Origin of the sequence: Kaistia terrae (genome assembly GCF_026344005.1) — a bacterium.
In the GTDB taxonomy this organism is placed as follows: domain Bacteria; phylum Pseudomonadota; class Alphaproteobacteria; order Rhizobiales; family Kaistiaceae; genus Kaistia; species Kaistia terrae.
In genome coordinates, this window is the sequence record NZ_JAPKNH010000001.1 from 129,259 (window position 1) to 148,832 (window position 19,574).

General features: G+C 64.6%; 17 protein-coding genes. 9 read left to right on the plus strand and 8 right to left on the minus strand.

The window, feature by feature from the left end; genetic code table 11:
- Positions 1-46 precede the first annotated feature (46 nt).
- Positions 47-2,236, plus strand: a complete 2,190-nt coding sequence (locus OSH12_RS00635; protein WP_266341566.1) for a CHASE2 domain-containing protein — start codon at positions 47-49, stop codon at positions 2,234-2,236.
- 89 nt (positions 2,237-2,325) lie between these two features.
- Positions 2,326-2,715: a DUF3307 domain-containing protein gene (locus OSH12_RS00640; protein ID WP_266341567.1), complete on the plus strand. Its 390-nt coding sequence runs from the start codon at positions 2,326-2,328 to the stop codon at positions 2,713-2,715.
- A 10-nt stretch (positions 2,716-2,725) separates the two neighbouring features.
- Here the strand turns inward: OSH12_RS00640 and OSH12_RS00645 are convergent, their stop codons facing one another.
- Complete coding sequence (locus tag OSH12_RS00645) at positions 2,726-3,805, minus strand: tetratricopeptide repeat protein (RefSeq protein ID WP_266341568.1); 1,080 nt, start codon at positions 3,803-3,805, stop codon at positions 2,726-2,728.
- 314 nt (positions 3,806-4,119) lie between these two features.
- On the opposite strand from OSH12_RS00645, the gene OSH12_RS00650 reads away from it, so the two are divergent.
- Complete coding sequence (locus tag OSH12_RS00650) at positions 4,120-4,920, plus strand: FecR family protein (RefSeq protein WP_266341569.1); 801 nt, start codon at positions 4,120-4,122, stop codon at positions 4,918-4,920.
- 21 nt (positions 4,921-4,941) lie between these two features.
- Here OSH12_RS00650 and OSH12_RS00655 read toward each other — a convergent pair whose 3' ends face one another.
- The 5 genes from OSH12_RS00655 to OSH12_RS00675 form a co-directional block, all read right to left on the minus strand.
- The gene (locus OSH12_RS00655) at positions 4,942-5,445 is read right to left on the minus strand and encodes a Crp/Fnr family transcriptional regulator (protein ID WP_266341570.1); all 504 of its coding nucleotides are present in this window, start codon (positions 5,443-5,445) and stop codon (positions 4,942-4,944) included.
- Positions 5,446-5,520: 75 nt separating this feature from the next.
- Positions 5,521-6,771: an energy transducer TonB gene (locus OSH12_RS00660; RefSeq protein ID WP_266341571.1), complete on the minus strand. Its 1,251-nt coding sequence runs from the start codon at positions 6,769-6,771 to the stop codon at positions 5,521-5,523.
- Between the two features lie 41 nt (positions 6,772-6,812).
- A complete protein-coding gene (locus OSH12_RS00665) occupies positions 6,813-7,268 on the minus strand; it encodes a hypothetical protein (RefSeq protein ID WP_266341572.1) in 456 nt (151 codons plus the stop codon).
- A gap of 112 nt (positions 7,269-7,380) precedes the next feature.
- Complete coding sequence (gene rirA / locus OSH12_RS00670) at positions 7,381-7,866, minus strand: iron-responsive transcriptional regulator RirA (RefSeq protein ID WP_266341573.1); 486 nt, start codon at positions 7,864-7,866, stop codon at positions 7,381-7,383.
- A 305-nt stretch (positions 7,867-8,171) separates the two neighbouring features.
- The gene (locus OSH12_RS00675) at positions 8,172-9,266 is read right to left on the minus strand and encodes an ABC transporter ATP-binding protein (RefSeq protein WP_266341574.1); all 1,095 of its coding nucleotides are present in this window, start codon (positions 9,264-9,266) and stop codon (positions 8,172-8,174) included.
- Positions 9,267-9,771: 505 nt separating this feature from the next.
- Here OSH12_RS00675 and OSH12_RS00680 point away from each other — a divergent pair.
- From OSH12_RS00680 to OSH12_RS00705, 6 genes are all read left to right on the plus strand, one after another.
- Complete coding sequence (locus OSH12_RS00680; protein ID WP_266341575.1) at positions 9,772-10,920, plus strand: efflux RND transporter periplasmic adaptor subunit; 1,149 nt, start codon at positions 9,772-9,774, stop codon at positions 10,918-10,920.
- A gap of 77 nt (positions 10,921-10,997) precedes the next feature.
- Positions 10,998-14,189 (plus strand): efflux RND transporter permease subunit, encoded by a 3,192-nt coding sequence (locus tag OSH12_RS00685; RefSeq protein WP_266342414.1) that lies wholly within the window; start codon positions 10,998-11,000, stop codon positions 14,187-14,189.
- Between the two features lie 12 nt (positions 14,190-14,201).
- Positions 14,202-14,936 carry a sigma-70 family RNA polymerase sigma factor gene (locus OSH12_RS00690; protein WP_266341576.1) on the plus strand — a complete coding sequence of 245 codons (735 nt, stop codon included), beginning with the start codon at positions 14,202-14,204 and terminating at the stop codon, positions 14,934-14,936.
- Entirely contained in the window at positions 14,933-15,391 is a 459-nt protein-coding gene (locus tag OSH12_RS00695) for a hypothetical protein (protein WP_266341577.1), read from the plus strand. Before OSH12_RS00690 ends, OSH12_RS00695 begins: the two co-directional genes overlap by 4 nt.
- Positions 15,391-15,846 (plus strand): periplasmic heavy metal sensor, encoded by a 456-nt coding sequence (locus OSH12_RS00700; RefSeq protein WP_266341578.1) that lies wholly within the window; start codon positions 15,391-15,393, stop codon positions 15,844-15,846. Before OSH12_RS00695 ends, OSH12_RS00700 begins: the two co-directional genes overlap by 1 nt.
- A 269-nt stretch (positions 15,847-16,115) precedes the next feature.
- Positions 16,116-17,525, plus strand: a complete 1,410-nt coding sequence (locus OSH12_RS00705; protein ID WP_266341579.1) for a DUF1254 domain-containing protein — start codon at positions 16,116-16,118, stop codon at positions 17,523-17,525.
- A 77-nt stretch (positions 17,526-17,602) separates the two neighbouring features.
- Here the strand turns inward: OSH12_RS00705 and OSH12_RS00710 are convergent, their stop codons facing one another.
- Both OSH12_RS00710 and OSH12_RS00715 read right to left on the minus strand, forming a co-directional pair.
- A complete protein-coding gene (locus OSH12_RS00710; protein ID WP_266341580.1) occupies positions 17,603-18,742 on the minus strand; it encodes a Gfo/Idh/MocA family protein in 1,140 nt (379 codons plus the stop codon).
- 14 nt (positions 18,743-18,756) lie between these two features.
- Positions 18,757-19,512 (minus strand): sugar phosphate isomerase/epimerase family protein, encoded by a 756-nt coding sequence (locus tag OSH12_RS00715; protein ID WP_266341581.1) that lies wholly within the window; start codon positions 19,510-19,512, stop codon positions 18,757-18,759.
- Between the last annotated feature and the right edge of the window lie 62 nt (positions 19,513-19,574).

Consider the following 19,574-nt stretch of genomic DNA (forward strand, 5'->3'; position numbering starts at 1 on the left):
GCCCGCCTTCGGCTATCTTCCCGACCGCGAGCGCGAACGGATTTTCATGCGATTCTTCGGCAGGCCTGTCTACTTCCTGACTGTCGCAGCGTTCCTGGCGGGCGCCGCGCTCTTGCGCGTGGCAGATCCGTTTCCCGTCCAGGCCATACGCCTGCTCGCCTTCGACCTCTACCAGCGCATGGCGCCGGCCGAGGCGCTGCCGGAACATCCCGTCCTCATCGTCGATATCGACGATGCCTCGTTGAAAGCGGTCGGCCAATGGCCCTGGCCGCGCACCGTTCTGGCCGAGCTGACCCGAAAGCTGGGGGAGGCGGGGGCGGCCTCGATCGCCTTCGACGTGCTGTTCTCCGAGCCCGACCAGAGCTCGCCGGAACAGGTGATCAAGCGACTGTCGCCGGAGCAGGCGACGCTGGTTGCCGCCTCGATCGGCGACGCGCCGACGCATGACGCCGCCTTCGCCGAGGCCCTGGCGGCGACCCCATCCGTGCTCGGCCTGTCGCTCTCTGGCGGCGGTTCGCCGCTGCCGCCCCTGAACGCCGGCTTTGCCACGGCCGGCGACGATCCGCGTCCGTTCATCCCGAATTTTTCCGGCGCGATTGCCAATGTCGCGGCGCTCGACACGGCGGCGAAGGGGCTCGGCTCGATCAACTGGCTTCAGGATCGCGACCAGATCGTCCGCCGCGTTCCGCTGGTGCTGCGGGTCGGCGATGCGCTGGTGCCGTCGCTGGCGGCCGAGGCGCTGCGGGTCGCGCAGGACGCCGGCTCCTATATTCTGAAGGCGTCCAACGCCAGCGGCGAAGAAGCCTTCGGCCGCAAGACCGGGCTCAACCATGTGCGCATCGGAGCGCTGGTCGTGCCGACCGACGCGGATGGCGGCATCTGGCTGCGTTTCCGGCCGAGCGATCCGCAAAGCTTCGTTCCCGCCAAGGATGTGCTCGATGGCAGCATCCCGGCCCATCTGATGGAGGGGCGGATCGTGCTGGTCGGCACCTCGGCGGCGGGTCTGCTCGATCTGCGTGCCACGCCGCTCGATTCCGCCGTCCCCGGCGTCGAGATCCACGCCCAGGTGATCGAGCATGTGCTGACCGGCCGATCGCTGACCCGGCCGGATTTTGCCAGCGGGCTGGAGATTGCCGGCATTGTCGGCCTTGGCCTGCTGCTGGCGCTGATCCTGCCGAATGTCTCGGCCGGGGCCGCCGCGATCCTCGGCGTGCTGGCAATCGGTGGCATCGTGGTCGGCGGATTTCTCGCCTTTGACCGGGCCGGGTGGCTGTTCGATCCGTTCTATCCCGCGCTCGCCATCGCGCTGCTGGTGTTGGGGTCCGTGCTCTACACCTTCCGCCAGGCCGAGCGCGCCCGCGCCGGCATCCGCCGCGCGTTCCAGTATTACGTGTCGCCCGACGTGGTCGACGAGATCATCGCCGATCCGACGCGGCTTGAGCTCGGCGGCGAAGTGCGCGAGCTGACGCTGCTGTTCTGCGACGTCCGCAATTTCACGACCTTGGCGGAAGGGATGACCGCGACGGAACTGACCCGGTTCCTCAACGAATTGATGACGCCGCTTTCGAACATCATCCTGAAGCATCGCGGCACGATCGACAAATATATGGGCGACGCCGTGATGGCGTTCTGGAACGCGCCGCTCGACGATCCCGACCATGCGCGTCACGCGCTGGACGCGGCCGAGGCGATGATGGCGGCCATGGAGGGATTGAACGCAACCTGGCAGAGCGAGGCCGCCGCGCGCGGTCGCGCCATGCCGGAGGTGCGGATCGGCATCGGCATCAATACCGGCCCTTGCTGCGTCGGCAATCTCGGCACCGCCCAGCGCTTCGACTATTCGGCGATCGGCGATGAGGTCAATATCGCCAGCCGGCTGGAGCAGCTGACCAAGGAATACGGCCTCGGCGCCATCGTCGGCGAGTCGACCGTGCGGGCGGCTGGATCGGCGGGGCTGGTCGAGATCGACCGCATCCAGGTGCGCGGCCGCAGCGGGCACAATCGCATCTTCACCCTGGTTCCGCCCGATGCGGAGCCCGACTTCCTGGAGGCGCAGCGCGCCTTCGCCGCGACATTGCCGGAATTCGATCCGACGATCTGGAGGACGGCGCTTTACCGCGCCAAATCCGCAGCGCCGGCGCGGTTTGCCACCTACTATCACGTTATGCTGGAGCGACTTTCCGCGCGGGGCGGGCTCGGAGGAGCACCATCGCCCCACATCACGATCGACCTGTGACCGACGTCACATTCCACTCGCTGCAATTCTGACAGATTCAACCAGCGCCCGGCTCACATAGCGAAGCCGGCGGCATTTCGGAGGTAGTGTTGATCGATCCGACGCTCGCACCGATTGCTGCCTTGGCGGTGTTTCAGCTCAAGCATGTCATCTGCGACTATTTCCTGCAGACGACCAACCAGATCCTCAACAAGGGACTTTACGGCCATCCCGCCGGCCTGATCCACGCCGGCGTTCACGCGGTCGGCTCCGCGCCGGTCTTCCTTATCTATCCGACGATATGGCCGATCGCGCTGCTGATCCTGGCGCTGGAATTCGTCGCCCACTACCACATCGACTGGCTGAAGAACGACATCAGCGCCCGCTATGGCTGGGAGCCGAAGGACAAGCAGTATTGGTGGGCGATGGGACTCGACCAGCTGGCGCATCAGGCGACCTATCTGGCGATGACGCTGGCGCTGGTCCTGGTAAACCGATAGGCGACCGCGCTCAGAAGCGCGTGACGACCCGGGCCGTGAAAATGTGGTTCTCGAATTCGGCCTCGGTGTCGTTCGACTCGTTCCACTGGAAGCGATAGTCGAAGGCCAGATCGGTCTGCATGCCGAGCGCGCGGTTGAAGACGGCGCTCAGAAGCGGTTCGATCAGCACGTCATCACGCTTCTCGCCATTCGCCGCCAGCAGGTCGGTGTAGAGCGTCTGGGTGACATCGACGCCGCCGCCCAGCGTCAGCCAGTCGGCGACCTTGTTGAAATACTCGAAGCGCGCGCCCCAGGACACATAGGCGCCGGGCTTGATGTCGTCGGGGCCGAAGCTGACACTGGTGATGTTGAGGCCGCCAATATCGCTCCAGCGCCCATGCGGCGTGAAGACGAAGGCGTCGCCCTGGTCCAGGACGTCCGGCGACACCCAGCGCCCGACGATGTCGGCATAGAATCCGTCTGTCGAGAAAGACTGGTCGCCAAAGCTGCGATAGCCGCCGCGCACGCGCAGCAACTGGTAGGCCCCCTGCAAGGAGCCTTCGAACTGCATGCCGGCGATCGCCTCGGAGTAGTAATAGGCGTTGTCGAGGAACGACACGCCGCCACCGGCGAACGGATTGACGGTCAGATTGGTCGCGACCGGAACAAGGGGGCCGGTGACGCCGCCGAGATAGCCGTAGTCGAGCTCGCTAACATCGCTGAAATATTCGGCGTTGCCGGTCAGCAGCGTGCGCCAGCGCGTGTCGCCAAAGAGCCGTTCGTCCTCGATCCGGCCGCCGGCATAGGCCTTCAGCGAGCCTTCGAAGTCATCATGGCGCTGCAGTGGGTTGGTCTCGTAGCCGAGGCCCGTCTCGAGCGTGATCAGCGTTGTTTCCGGCTGCAACTGGCGGCGTATGCGCGCCAGGGCAGCCTGCGCCTCGGCGTTGTCGGGATTCTGCAACAACACGCGCTCATAGGTCGCCAAGGCCTTGCGTGGTTGGCCGACGGCTTCCGCGAGGCGGGCATATTCCATGTTGGCGGCGGTATCGGTCGGGTCGGCGATGACCTGCTTGTAGGCCTCGGCCAGCGCGAGGGCGTCGGCTCGATCCACCGCATGCGCGCTCGTTCCGTCCAAGCCGGCGGTCAATGCAACGAGTGCAACCGTCAGAAGACCACGCCTCACGCCCGGACGCTCCCCGATAAGCCAAACTTGGTAAACGATAAGTTCCAGGGCCTGCCGCCGCAACCGGCATGCACCATCGGTTGCGACTTTGCGGACGAACGGTGCAGATTGGTCACGATATTGGTAAAAGCAGCGTGCTTTGGACGACGACACCACCCGTCTGGCCGGTTGGCCTTGGTTTGTCGGGCGATGAGTGTCAAAATCCGCCCCTGTTCAGCAGGCTTGCAATCCGGGAGCCCATCATGCGCATCGGCCGTTTCTTCAGGTCCGCCGTGGCTATCCTGGCGTTCACCGCGCTGGCTGCCGGGGGCGCTTCCGCCGCTGACACCACGATCGGCCGCGCCGGCGCCGTCCACAACAAGGTCGACGGCGTTGTTCGCGGCGCTGCGCGCCCGCTCGCCGTGCGCGATCCCATTATCCAGAATCAGCAGGTTCGCACCGGCGTCGATTCCACCGCGCAGCTTCTGTTCCTCGACGAGACCAGCCTCAATGTCGGCCCGGGCTCCGACATCACGCTCGATCGGTTTGTCTATGATCCGGGCAGCTCGAAGAACGATATCGCGCTCCGGGCCACCAAGGGCATCTTCCGCTTCGTTTCCGGTTCGTCGGATCCGCGCAGCTATCACCTGAAGACGCCGGTGGCGACCATCGGCGTGCGTGGCACCATTTATGACACCATCGTCGGCCCCAACGAATCCGTCATCGTGCTGGTCGAAGGAAAGTTGGTCATCACGCTGCCCGGCGGTCGCCAGGTGACGCTTGATCGCCCGGGCAAAGTCTTGCGCATCAAGAAGGGCGGCACGGTCGAAGGTCCCTTGACCTGGGACGGCACGCTGATCCGTGTCACCGGCGTCGTGCCCTATCCGCTATATGGCGACAGCTTCTTGCCTTATCCGGAGAAGTTGCGCGCCCAGGATGGCCGCACCGACATTGTGAATGACCTGAGAGCTCGCGATATTCCGGCTGATATCCGTCCGCCGACCAACCCCTGCGATGACCGCCTCTGCTGCGGCGGCGCGGGCCAAAGGCACAATGGCTGCTAGCCGAGAGCCGGCTGGAAGCGGCTAGCGCCCGAACAATCGCCGCATGGCCCCGACGATTTCGTCGGTGCGAATGCCGAGGATGCGGGTCGCGTGCTCGTCGTCGGCGATCTCTTCCAACTCCGCCCGGCGTTTGGCCAGGAAGGCGCCGAAGCGATCGACCAGTTCCGGTGAGTGCGTCAGCACGTTTTCCAGCGCGACCTTGGTGATTTCGACGACGCGGGTCGGCTCGACGCTGGTGACGGTCGCGGCGCGGCGCGCGCCGGTCATCAGGGACATCTCGCCGAAAATGTCGCCGGGACCGAGCATGGCGACCTCGCGATTGGCATGGCGCGTGCCGGCGACCGTGACGTCGACCTTGCCATCGACGATGACGAACATCGAGACACCGAAGTCGCCTTCCGCCATCAGGATGCGGTCCTTGCCGACGTCGTAGATCTTGCTTCGTGCGGCGAGGTCATCGAGCTGCCGGTCCGAGAGGACGTCGGCAAACAGGCTCGTCCGGCCGAGAACGTCGCGCGTTTCCATATCAGACCGTCTCCGTTGCGGAGGGAAGTGTGGGTCTTCCTTCCTCCCGTCGTCAAGGTCCGGTCTCGGTTAACCTCAGCGGACGTTGAAGACGATCGGTACGCTGAGATCGAGCTGCGACATGCCGTCCGGCATGCGCGGGAAGGGCGATGCCTTGCGAACCGCCGACAGAGCGGCATCGTCGAGCATCGGATTGCCGGTGCTGCTCGCCAGAACGATATTCCTCGCAGCGCCCGAGGTCGTGATCGTGAAGCGGACATGGGCGCGGCCGGAAATGCCGAGGCGGCGCGCCTTGCTGGGCATCTGGGTCGCACGCACGATCTTCGCGCGGACTTTGCCCTGGTAGTTGGAATTGGCGGCGGCGCCGAAGCCGGACTCGCGCGAGCGTCCGATGCCATTGTCGCGGGCCTTGGAGTCACGGCTGGCAACCGAAGCGCCGCGATCGCTGTCTGCCTCGGCATCGCCTCGGCGCGGCGCCTGGGCCTTCTGCTTCTTTTCAGCCTTCTCGGCCTTTTCGCGCGCCGGCTTGCGGGTCGGCTCGGCCTTCTCGGCAAGCTTCTTCTCAACCGGCCTGGGCGCTTCGCGCAGCGCCTCGACGGGCTTGGTTTCTTCCTGCTTTTCGACAGGCGTCACCTCGACCGGCTTGGCCTCGGGCAGGGGAACCAGCTCTTCCGGAACGATCTCCTGGGGAGCGGGCGTTTCCACCGGCTTGATCGCCGTCAGCACCGCGGTCTGCATCGGCTTTTCGATCGGGCGCTCGACCGGCGTCGCCTCGGCTGCCGAGGTGGCGGCGGGCAGCGTCTCCGGCGTGGCGCTGACGGTCGGTGCGACGGCGGTCAGTGTCTCGGTCGGGACGATCTCCGACAACTCGGTCGAGGGCGCGGCGGGGAGGTCGCTCTCGATGGGCGTCGCCGAGATATCGGCGGCCAGCGCCGGGGCGATGGCGCTCGGCTGGGTCTCTGCCAACTCCGAAACAGCCGGGGCCTCGACGGCTTGCGTCTCGGCCGGCGCAACGGCGGTCTCGGTCGGTTGCGTCGGTTGCGTCGGTTCGGTTTCGGTGAGCGAGGGGGCGAGGGCGGCCAGTTCGGTCGGCTCGACGGCCGGGGCAATCTCGGTGTCGAGCGCCGTCTTGAGCTCTTCGCTGGCGAGATTTTCGATGGCGACGTCGGATCCCAGCGTCGCGTCGATCGACCCTTCGATCGAGCTTCCCGCACCGCTGCCGGCTTCGATCGCTTGATTGGGGTCCGGCGTGAACGCTGCCACGACGGCGCCGTGTGCTGCGATCGACAGGACAAGTGCCCCAACCCAGGAAGCGCGCCGAACCATGAATCTACCCTCGTCGTATCAAGCCGGGACTACTGCCGGGATCAATTCTCGAAGCGCATGTCGGTGCGCGTTGCGACCTTGATGCTCTCGGCACAGGAGCCTGGCGTGAGGCCGGCGCCGGTGCATTCCTTGACGTCGTTGACGAGGATGCGAGCGATCGACGGGCAGGCTGTTTCGGGGATGTCGAACTGGCGGACGCGGCTCTTGCCGGCGGGCACCTTGGCGGTGCGGACGACGACGAAGCGGTTCACCCGGCCGTCCTGCTCGAACAGCACAAGCTCCAGCGCCATGTCGTCGATATTGGCCTCGAGGCCGTTGTCGATGACGAAGCTGAGGCGGCAGGCCTTGTTGTTGGCCTCGGCACCGTTGAGCTCAATGGAGATGGTCCGGGGCGCGTCCTGCGCCTGTGCGGCGGAGGCCGTTGCCATCAGAACCAACGCCGCGCCTGTCGCGCCGCGCAGAAGACCGGCGCGCTTGCCGCCACTCGAAACTGCCATGTTCCACCCCGTCATCCGAAGGAAGCTGGCGAGCCATCTCAGAGCGTCGCCACATGTGCAGGTATTAAAATATGATGCTGAAAGTCAACTATAAATTGCGCAGCGGCGCCGCTCAGGAGGGCTGAGCGGCGAACGAGGCGGTGGCAATCGGGTGCATTGCCTCGATGCCGAGATCGAGCAGGCCGCGCAACTGGCCGCGATCCTTTGCGACGTCGGCGATCGTGTAGCTGTCGAGAACGGCGAAGAAGGCCTGGAGCGCTTCGCTCAGAATCTTGTTCACGCCGCACGAATCGACCAGCGGGCAATCGCGATTGGTCGTGTCGAAGCAGTCGGTGAGGAAGAAATTGCTCTCGGTCGCCCGCACGACGTCGCCGATCGAAATCTCGATGGCGGGTCGGGCAAGCCGGATGCCGCCATTGCGGCCGCGAATGGTCTCGACGAATCCGCTCTCGACGAGGACGTGCATGATCTTGAAGAGATGCAGCTCGGAGATGCTGTAGGTGGATGCGATATCCTTGATCCGGCTATTGCTGCCCGGATTGGCGGCGCAATAGAGCAGGATGCGGATCGAATAGCTGGTCTGTTGGGTCAGGCGCATGGCGTCCCTCGTTTAACCCCGCCCGAGCCACGCGCAGGAATCGAGCGCAGTTCGAGTGGTCATTAATACCTTCTCTTTAAAGTCTTGTTTTCCAGAGTTCAACCGAATCGACGCGTTGCGGCCGTTTGGCGGTCATTTTGACGGCTGTCGTGATGAGGATTTGGGTGGGATTCGCGACAGGGAGCGGCCGGATTGAGCCGTTTCGGCACGAAAAAGCCCGGAAGGCGAACCTCCCGGGCTTCACACGCTGCCAGGCAGCGAACGCGCATGAGACGTCCCGGAAGGCGAGCCCTCCGGAGGTGTCGCTAGATCAGCGAGCCGTTAACGATTGCCTTGCCCGTCTTGTCGAACAGGTGGACCGTCTCGGGAGCCACGATGATGCGGACCTTGTCGCCCGAACGCTCGCCGGCAAGGCCATCGGCCTTGACGACGGTCGGCTCGTCGCCGTCAACGTCGATATAGAGCATGGTCTCGCCGCCCAGATGCTCGGACAGCGATACGGTGCCGGGGATGCCGCCGGTGTCGCCCGGGGAGATCGTGAGATGCTCCGGGCGAACGCCGAGGGTCATCGGGCCGGGGGTGATCGTGGCGCCGCGCGTCGGTACCGCCAGCGTCGAACCGCCGGGGAGGGCGACGATGGCCGAGCCGCCCGTCACTTCCGTGACGTTGACCTTGAACAGGTTCATCTTCGGGCTGCCGATGAAGGTGGCGACGAAGATGTTGTTCGGGCGGTGATAGAGCTCGAGCGGAGAACCGACCTGCTCGATGCGGCCGGCGCTGAGCACGACGATCTTGTCAGCCATGGTCATGGCTTCGACCTGATCGTGGGTGACGTAGATCATCGTCGCCTTGAGATCATTGTGCAGCTTCGAGATCTCGATGCGCATCTGCACGCGCAGCGCGGCGTCGAGGTTCGACAGCGGCTCGTCGAACAGGAACACGTCCGGTTCGCGCACGATGGCGCGGCCGATGGCAACGCGCTGGCGCTGACCACCGGAGAGCTGGGCCGGACGGCGCTGCAGCAGCTCCGTCAGATGCAGCATCTTGGCGGCCTTTTCGGTGCGCGCCTGGATCTCGGGCTTCGGCATCTTCGCCATCTTCATGCCGAAGCCGATGTTCTCGGCGACGGTCATGTGGGGGTAGAGGGCGTAAGACTGGAACACCATCGAAACGCCGCGTTCGGCAGGCGCCAGGCGGGTTACGTCGCGATCGCCGATACGGACGGTGCCGTCCGTCGTGCCTTCGAGTCCGGCGATCAGACGCAGAAGCGTCGACTTGCCACAACCCGACGGGCCGACGAAGACGCAGAACTCGCCGTCCTTCACTTCGAGATCGACGCCGCGGATGATGGGTACTTCACCAAACGACTTCTGGACTTCGCGCAACGTCAGACTTGCCATTAATCAAACCTCCAACATGGAAACGCAAACGGGCGCAGCCGTCGAGACGGCCGACAATCCCGTCAGCAGGATCATTCCTCCATGCCTACCGTCCACGATCCGGGGGCTTGAGTAAAGTCCCCAAATGCAGCCGCTTCGCGGGGGCGAGGATGATCATTCTGATCACCACCGATGGCGACCGACACTCCTGCCTATTCCGGCCGCAACAACCGCCTTCAAGGCGTTCATTCCCCTGCGGGAGGTGGCGGTCGATGCCATGAAAAAGCGAAATAGCAGGCGTAAAGTGAGGATTGAGGAAATGTTGGCCGTGGAGCCGGCTCACTTCCATCCTGTGCCCGGCTGGCAGCCAGCGGGTGATCGTCGTCTCGGTGGGAGGCGCGATGACGGATGTCATGTTCGCCAGGGCGGGGATGGACCGGCGACCGTCGCCGGCGCGGCGATTCTTTTTTTGTACCGCAGCGACGGATCTGGCGCTGCAGCACGTTGAAGGTGGAAACGAGCCTCATTGACCGGACTCATTATGCCGCTTTGGAAACAGTTACTTCTGTGCGCTGTCGTCGTCATTCTCGCGGCGGGGGGCTGGTATGCCTTTCAGCATCGCGATTCGTTGGGCGGCGGGGCAACTGCGTCTGGTGGTCCGGGCGGCGGACGAACGGGCGGCGGCGGCCCGACGCTGGTGGTGACCGAGGCGGTCGGCAGCGAGGTCGAGAGCGACCAGGTGCGTTCCGTCGGCACGGTGAAAGTGCCGCGCTCGATCCGGATCTATCCGCAGGTATCCGCGATCGTCACCGAGGTGATGTTCAAGGCGGGCGACAAGGTCGTCAAGGATCAGGCGCTTATTCATCTCGACGAGGCCGATCAGCGCGTGGCGCTGGATCTCGCCAATGTCGCCCTCAAGGACGCCCAGTCGGCGCTCGATCGCGCCCAGAAGCTCTCGGCCAGTCGCAATCTCGCGCTCTCGGCGCTCGAGGATGCGCAATCGGTCGAGCGCAAGGCGCAGATCGCCGTGCTCGGCGCGCAGATCGCACTCGATCGCCGGACCATTACCGCTCCCTTTGACGGCGTCGTCGGCCTGAGCGATCTCGCGGTCGGTGATTTCGTCACCTCGTCCACCGTGGTGACCACGCTCGACGATGTCTCGACGCTGCTGGTCTCGTTCGTGGTTCCCGAGCGTTATGCCGGCCGCGTTGCAGAAGGCCAGGCTGTCACGGCGACGGCGGCAAGCCGGCCCGACGCGACGATCAACGGCAAGGTCACATCGATCGATACCCGCATCGACGCAACGGCGCGCACGCTCAAGGTCGAAGCGTCGCTCGATGCTGAAGCCGCCAACGCGATCGGTGTCAAACCGGGCATGTCGGTTGTCGTTTCGCTCGGCTTCGAGGGCCAGACGCGGATGGCGATTTCAGCGCTTTCAATTCAGTGGGACCGCGCCGGCTCCTATATCTGGACGGTTGTTGACGACATCGCCAAGCGCATGCCGATCACGGTGCTGGAGCGCCAGAGCGGGCGCGTGCTCGTCTCGGGCGATCTGAAGGCGGGTGACAAGGTCGTTGTCGAAGGCCTGCAGCGTCTTCGCGAGGGCGCGAAGGTCGCAGAGTTCGCCGCCGCCGCGGTCGGCGCGAAAGCGCCTGCTACCGAAGCGGGGAGCTGACGATGCGTACCGAGGGCCCCAATAATTCACGCGATCCGTCCGGCATGGAGCCGGCTCCGCAGGACACGCACGATCCAATGCCGAAGGAGGGCGCGGTGCCGGGTGGCGTTTCCGCGCTTTCCGTTCGACGTCCCGTTCTGGCGATCGTCGTCAATCTGCTGATCATCATTGCCGGTCTCGCTGCCTATCGCGGCGTCGAGATCCGCGAACTGCCCAATATCGACCAGCCGGTCGTCACGATCACCACCACCTATACCGGCGCCACGCCGGATACGATGGACAAGGAGATCACCAGCATCATCGAGAAGGCGGCCGCCGGTGTCACCGGCTGGACCGATATCCAGTCGCAATCGACCAGTGGCCGCAGCCGTGTGACGGTGCAGTTCTCGGACTCGGTCGACATCAACGTCGCCGCCAATGATCTTCGCGACGCGGTCGGCAACGCTCAGCGCAATCTGCCTGACGACGCCGATCCGCCGACGATTGCCAAGGCGGATACCAATGGCGACGCCATTATGCGCCTCGCCGTCACCTCGCCGACGCAGAAGATCGAAGACCTGACCAAGATGGTCAATGACGTCATCGTCGATCGGCTGAAGGCCGTCGACGGCGTCGCCGACGTCCAGATCAACGGCGACCGCTCCCCCAGTATCAGCATCTATATCGATCCGATGCGGCTCGCCTCGTTCGGGTTGACCGTGGCGGATCTGAAGACGGCGCTTGCCACCGTCGCGCTCGACGTGCCGGCCGGCAATCTGAAGGACACCAACCGCAACATGTTTGTGCGGGCCGACGCCAGCGTGAAGAACGCCGACGACGTCAAGGCGATCCGCGTCCAGGGCGATACGCGCGTCGGCGACGTCGCCGATGTCGTGTTCGGCCCTGCGGTGAAATCCTCCAGCGTGCAGGTGAATGGCCGTGTCGGCGTCGGCCTCGGCATCGTCCGTCAGGCCAGCTCCAATACGCTGGAAATCTCTACCGCGGTGCGCAAGGCGATCACGGAACTGGCCACGACGTTGCCGAAGGACGTCTCTGTCCGCGTCACGTCGGACGATGCCGATTTCATCTCCGGTTCTTTCGAGGAAGTCGAGCGCAGCCTGGTGCTGGCGATCATCATCGTCATCGGCGTGATCTACCTCTTCCTCGGCTCGCTCAAGTCGACGCTGATTCCGGCCGTCACCGTGCCTGTTTCGCTGCTCGGCACGATCGCGGCCATGTATTTGATGGGCTTTTCGCTCAACATCCTGACGCTGCTGGCGCTGGTTCTGGCGACTGGCATGGTGGTGGATGACGCCATCGTCGTGCTCGAAAACATCACCCGCCGCCGTGCCGAAGGCATGGGCGCGCGCGCCGCTGCCGTGCTTGGCGCCAAGCAGGTGTTCTTCGCCGTCATCTCCACCACCGCGACCCTCGTCGCCGTGTTCGTCCCGATCTCCTTCTTCAAGGGCACGGCCGGTCGCCTGTTCTCCGAGTTTGGCTTCGTGCTGGCTTTCGCCGTCACTCTGTCCGGCTTCGTCGCTCTGACGCTGGCGCCGATGATGGCGTCCCGCCTTCTCGGCGAGACGGATCTCGGACATGGCCAGAGCCGAAATCCGCTGAAGCGCGCCATGAACGCGATTGGCGGTTTCGGCCAGCGTCTCTATGAGCGCGTGCTCGATTTCTGCCTTAAGGCGCCCGCCGTCATCGTTCTGATCAGCGTGGTGTTCGCCGGTGGCGCGGTGCTGGCGTTCGAAATGCTGCCTGTGCAGCTGACGCCGCAGGAAGATCGCGGCGCCGTCATGATCGCCATGAACACGCCGCAGGGCTCGACGGTCGATTATACGCAGGGCCAGATGGCGCTGGTGACGCGCGCCGTCGATCCGCTGCTGAAATCGGGCGAGGCGACCAATATCTTCTCGATCGCCGGCAACTGGGGCAGCCCCAGCAATGGCTTCATGATGATTACCCTGGCGCCCTGGGGCGAGCGCTCGCGCAGCCAGGCCGAGATCAGCGCCGAACTGAGCCAGAAGCTGCGCTCCATCCCCGGCGCGGTGATCAATCTGCGTCAAGGCAATAGCCTCGGCATTCGTGGCGGCGGTCAGGGCCTGACCTTCGCCGTGACAGGCGTCGAATATGACAGCATCAGCAAAGCAGCCCTGCAACTGATCGACACGCTTGGCGCCAATCCGGCCTTCTCCAACGTCCAGCTCAATTTCGATCTCAACCAGCCGCAGCTTTCTGTCGATATCGATCGTGATCGCGCCGCCGATCTCGGCATCTCGGTCGCCGACATCGGCACCATTGTCTCGACGCTGCTGGCCGGCGCGGACATGGGCAATTTCTACATCGGCGACGACCAGATCGACATCACGGCGCTGGCTCCGGATGGCATGATCGTCACGCCGAGCGACCTGATGAACGTGCAGGTCCGCACGGGCGGCGGCGCGATGGTGCCGCTCTCCTCGGTGATCTCGGTCAGCGAAGGCGCGACATCGCCGACGCTGGCGCGCCAGTCGCTGCGGCGCGCCGTACCGATCACGGCGACGCTCAGCCCCGGCGTCGATCTCGGCTCCGCGATGGATATCCTGAACGAGGAAGCAGCCAAGCAATTGCCGGCCGGCATGAACATCGTGCTGACGGGCGAGGCGGCGACCCTCAACGAGACGTCGAGCGGTATCCTGCAGACCTTCATGTTCGCCGTGATCATCATCCTTCTGGTGATGGCGGCGCAGTTCGAGAGCTTCGTCTCGGCGGCAATCCTGTTCACCACGGTGCCCTTCGGCATCGCGGCAGGCGTCTACGCCATTCTGCTCTCCGGCGGCTCGCTCAACATCTACACCCAGATCGGGCTTGTCATGCTGGTCGGACTGATGGCGAAGAACGGCATTCTGATCGTCGAATTCGCCAACCAGCTGCGGGACGAGGGGCAGTCGGTCCGGGATTCGATCCGCAACGCCTGTCTGATCCGGCTTCGGCCGGTGCTGATGACGATGATCGCGACGGTCTTGGGCGGCCTGCCGCTGATCCTGACCGGCGGTGCCGGTTCGGAAGCGCGCGCGGCGCTGGGCTGGATCATGGTCGGCGGTCTCGGCGTCTCGGCGCTGGCGACGCTATTCCTCACGCCGGTCTCGTTCCTGCTGCTGGCCGGCTTCTCCAAGCCGCGTATTGCCGAGGAACAGCGTCTGGCGCGCGAGCTCGCCGAAGTCGAGGCGAAGGAAGCTCTTCGACGCGAGGGCAAGTCGCCCGAGGTGGAACCGCTGCCGCGCCCGATCGCCATCGCCGCGGAATAGGGAAAGATTGTCGTGGCTTTGCTACAACCCGACGAGACTCGCCTCAAGGCTGCCACGGCGGTAGCGATACGCTATCGTTTGATCCTTGGCGGCAAGTTCGGCGAAATCGCCGGCGACGAGGATCCGAAAGGTCAGACGCAGATAGTGGCTGGATTGGATGATCCGGGTGATGACAGGGCGATCCGCGCCGACCATGCGCTCATGCAGGCGGTGGCCGACGGAGAGGAAGGCGCGTTTGCACGGCTGATCGGCGCCGAGGCGCCCAAGCTGACGCGCTTTGTTGCCTCCGTGCTTTCGGATCTGTCGGAGGCCGAGGAAGTCGTGCAGGAGGCGCTGCTCCGGCTCTGGAAGCAGGCCGAGGGCTGGGAGCCGAATGCACGCATCGGCACCTTCCTGCATCAGGTCGCCTACCGCATCGCCATCGACCGGCTGCGCCGCCGGCGTCCGCATGTCGATATCGACGGCATGGACGATATTCTCGAGGATGAGAGCCCGACCCCGGAACGGCATCTGTCGCAGATGGATGAGGGGCGCGTTGTGCAGGCGGCGCTCGACCAGCTGTCGGAACGGCAGCGAACCGCCATCGTGCTTGCCCACTTCCAGGAACTTGGCCAGGCCGAGGGGGCGGACATCATGGGGATCGGCGAGCACGCCTATGAATCGCTCCTCGCCCGCGCCAGGCGCCGGCTTCGAAGCCTGCTTGTCAGCAAGGACGGGGACGAACGGCAGGAAGGAAGACGATCATGACCAAGCCATCCGGAGAGGGACGTTTCGAGCTGGCGAATGGTCCGGCCAACCTGCATGACGCCATCGATCGATGGGGCCCGGATCTGGCGCTCTGGCCGGACATGATGCTCGTCCGCCGGGCGCGGGAAGCGCTGCTCGCCGATCGCGATTTCCGCCAGTACCGCGACCGCTCCGTGGCGGAAGCCGCGAGGCTGACACGGGCGGCAAAACTGATCGACCAGCGGATCGCGGAAAGCGGCTCTGTCGAGCGGATTACCAAGAAGCTGCTCGTGGCGACGGGATCGAAGGTGATCCACTGGCGCCGGCGGATCGCGGCGCTCGCCGCCGTGATGGTGGTTTCGGCAGCGCTTGGCAGCGTTTTTGCCGAACTGATGCCGGCCGATGTCGAACAGCCGAGGATTGACGTGGTGCAACTGGATACGTTGGTCTTCGGACCGTCAGAGGCAGATTTTTGATGGCTTTCAAGATCGAACCCAAGACCCGGCGCGCACTTCTCTGGGGCTTGCTGGTTGTCTCGCTGGCCGTCAACGCCTTCTTCGTCGGCGCGACCGTGACGGATCTGGTCCGCTTCCGGCATGGCTCGGAGGACAAGAGCCCGCGCGTCATCCGCACCGAATTGCGCTGGTTGAAGGATCGGCTGTCGCCGGATTCGATCGAAAGCATCGAGAGACAGCTGGACAGTTTGAAGCCGGACATCCTGGTCCGGCTCGACCGGTTGAAGGCGCTGCGGCGGGAGCTGAACAATCTCGTTGCCGCGCCGACGCCCGACAAGGCTGCCATCGACGCCAATTTGCGCAATATCCGCATCGAAGTCGGCGCGATGCAGGAGCAGGTGCAGTCGCGCACCTTCGAAGCACTGCTGAACCTGCCGCCCGAGCAGCGCGCGGTACTGGCCGGGGCGCCGGACTGAGGCAAGCTCCGCCGGCGCAAGCGGCGGGCGCGCCATATCTACCGCTGTCGATTTGGAAAACCAAAGGACCGGTGTAGGCTGCTGCGCGGGCGGCTGGCATCTGCCGTCGTGCGCGCGGTTCGCTCTGCTGCGCGGTGAGGGTGAACGAAAATAGGGACAAGCAGAACGGAAGCTGGTTCCGAAGAAGTCTCTTTGTAAATGCAACGGCTTAGAGCGCTTTAGCGTTTCCGCGAAGCGGTCAGGCTTTCCGCACGAGAGAGGAAATGTCGATGAAGCGTTGTCTCGCCGTTCTGCTCCTATCCGGCCTTCTGGGGACGAGCGCTGTCGCCCAGGCCCCCCCGGCGGATGGCTTTGAAAAGCGTCTGCTCGAAGGTCGCGCCACTGAGGCCGTGATCTGGGGCATGCCGGCGGTCAACGCTGACCTGATGCTTCAGGAGATGCTCGACAAGACATCCGCGAAGCAGAACGACGTCGTCTTCTGGTCCCGTCCGGCCGACTGGAAGAACCAGACGCTGACGCCCAATCCGGATTCTATCTACTTCATGTCGTTCTGGAATGTGAAGGATGGCCCGATCGTCATCGAGGTTCCGCCAGCCACCGGCGGCTCCTTCGCCGGCAATATCGTCAATGCCTGGCAGATGCCGCTTGAGGATGTCGGCCCCGAGGGCGCGGATGCTGGCAAGGGCGGCAAGTATCTGATCCTGCCGCCGGGCTACTCGGAAAAGGTGCCGGAGGGCTATATCGCCCTGCCGTCGGATACGTTCACCGGCTTCGCGCTGCTGCGCTCCAATCTCGCCAGTCATGGCGAGGCGGATATCGCCAAGTCGGTCGCCTATGGCAAGCAGGTCAAGGTCTATCCGCTGGCCAAGGCGGACAATCCGTCCCCGACGCATTTCGCCGACGCCTCGGGCACTCTGTTCGATTCTACGATCCGCTATGACGCGAGCTTCTTCAGGAATCTCGACCGTGTCGTCCAGACGGAGCCCTGGCTGCAGCGCGACCGCGCGATGATCGACCCATTGCGCACGCTCGGCATCGAGAAGGGCAAGGCGTATCAGCCGGACGCCAAGGCCGAGGCGGCGCTGGACGTGGGCGCTCGCGACGCGCAGGCCTGGCTGTCGGCGCAGTATGATGCCGGCTTTCCGGTAATCAATGAAGGAATCCGCTGGTTTCCCGCAGCGCGCGCCGATTTCGCCAAGGCGGTGCAGAACGGCTATGCGGATCCGGATACCTACCCGGTCGATGCGCGGGGCGTGACCTACACGCTCGGCTTCACCGGCATCAAGCGGCTCGGCACCGCGCAGTTCTACCTGATGACCAACAAGGACAAGGACGGCAACGCCTTTGACGGCGCCGCTTCCTATCGGCTGACGGTGCCGGCCGATGCGCCGGTCAAGCAATACTGGTCCGTGACCGTCTATGACCGCGAGACCCACGCGCTGGTGCGCAATCTCGACCGCGCCAGTGTCGCGTCGATCACCAACGGGGTGACGCATAACGCCGATGGCTCGGTCGAGGTCTATTTCGGCCCCAAGGCCCCGGCAGGTAGGGAGGCGAATTGGGTGCCCACGGATCCGAACCGCCAGTTCGAGCTGCTTTTCCGCCTTTATGGTCCGGAGAAGCCGCTGTTCGACAAGACGTGGAAGCTTCCCGACGTCGAGAAGCTCGCCGCGCCGTGAAGCGCCCTGGAATGCGAAAGGGGCCGCGACGTGTCGCGGCGCCTTCTTGTTTTTGAGAAGCGCTGACGGCGCTCCGATCAGCGCGCCGCGGTGAAGCGGTCGGCGTCGGCCTGGGTCAACGGCGCGGGGCGATCCGTGGTGGTCGAAAGCGTGATCACCTTTTCCTGCGCCGCCGCGTCGAGGATCGAGACCATCGCGTCGAGCGCATGCAGGGCGACGCGGCCCGAGCAGCGCGGCTCGCGGTTGTGATCGGCAGCGTCGAGCAGATCCGCCACGCCGAGCATGCGGTAGTTGGCATGCTTGCCGTCTTCCCAATTGGCCTTGCCGAACGGCGCTCCCGAGGTGTCGACCTCGATATAGTCGCCCTTCTCCTTGGAGTAGCGGACGGTGCCGCCGAAGAAGTTCGGGTCGGGCACCAGCATCGTGCCTTCCGAGCCATAAAGCTCGATCGGATTGACGTGGCCGTTCTTCCATACATCCCAGCTCGCGGTCAGCGTGACCTGCGCGCCGGAGACGAAGTGGAGGATGGCGTTGATCGTCGTCGGGGTTCCGACCGGCACGGTCTTGCCCTTGAGCGGACCTTCGGCGGTGACCAGTCGGTCTTCGAAGCCCTTGGTCGCCACGGCGGTCACGGTGCGGATCGGCCCGAGCAGGTTGATCAGCGCCGCGATGTAATAGGGGCCGAGATCGAGGATCGGGCCGCCGCCGGGCTGGAAGAAGAAGCCCGGATTGGGGTGCCACATTTCCATGCCGCGGCTCATCACATGCATGGTGCCGGCGATGACGCGGCCGATCTTGCCTTCATCGAGCAGCAAGCGCGCCGTCTGGCCCGCTCCGCCGAGGAAAGTGTCTGGCGCGCTGCCAAGCTTCAGGCCGCGCGCGTCGGCCTGCGCCACCAGCTTCTTGCCGTCCTCGACGGAAAGCGCGAACGGCTTTTCCGAATAGGCGTGCTTGCCGGCCGAGAGGATCGAATTCGAGACTTCGTAATGCGCCGACGGGATGGTCAGGTTGATGACCGTGTCGATCTCGGAATCCTTGAGCAACGCGTCGATGGTCAGTGCGCTGACGCCGAACTGGTCGGCGCGCGCCTTGGCGGCGTCGGCCACGATGTCGGCGACCGCGACAATCTTGGTGCCGGGAAACAGCGGCGCCAGCTTCAGATAGGCAGCCGAGATATTGCCGGCGCCGATCAGGCCGATCTTGTGAACCTTGGTCATGTCGGGGAAGCCTTTCAGGAAACAAGGGCCTTGATGGCCGCGTAGGAACGCTCGGCGAACAGCTTCCAGTCCGAGGGATTATCGTGCTCGGCGACGAGAATGTTGGCCTTCTTGGCGTTCTGGATATGCGGCCACAGCGCCTTCCAGTCGACGACGCCGTCGCCGACATTGGTCCAGCCGTCATCGACGGTCGTGCCGGCGGGGGCGAGGTCCTTGATGTGGAAGGCGATGGTGTCGTTGGCGAGCTTGTCGATCTCGGCGGCAACATCCTGGCCGGCGCGGGCGACCCAGCCGAGATCGAGCTCGGAGGTGACGCCATTGCCAATCAGATGGTCGATCGGGCGCGAGCCGTCGGCCAGCGTCGCATATTCGAAGTCGTGGTTGTGGTAGCCGAGGCCAAGACCGGCGGTCTTCGCCTTTTCGGCTGCGACAGCGAAGCTCTCATGCAGCTTCTTCCAGCCATCCACGTCGGTCGGGCGCTGCTCGGCGACGAGATAGGGGATGACGATCGTTTCAGCGCCAATGGTCTTGGCGATGTCGATAAAGCGGCTGGTCTCGCCGACGACGCCATCAAGGGGGGCGTGGAAGGTGGGGGTCACGAGGCCGACGGCGTCGACCTTGGCCCGGTAGCCGGCGGCGTCATCGCCATAGAGCGGATAATAGGGTTCGACGGCGTCATAGCCGATCTTGGCCAGACCCTCGAGAATGGTCTCGAGCGGGGGGAAATTGCGGGCGGAATAGAGCTGAAACGAGATCTTGTGCTTCGACATGGGGATGTCTTTCTGGAAACCGTTCGTAGGAAAAGTGCCTTGAACCGCAGGCGGTAGAAACG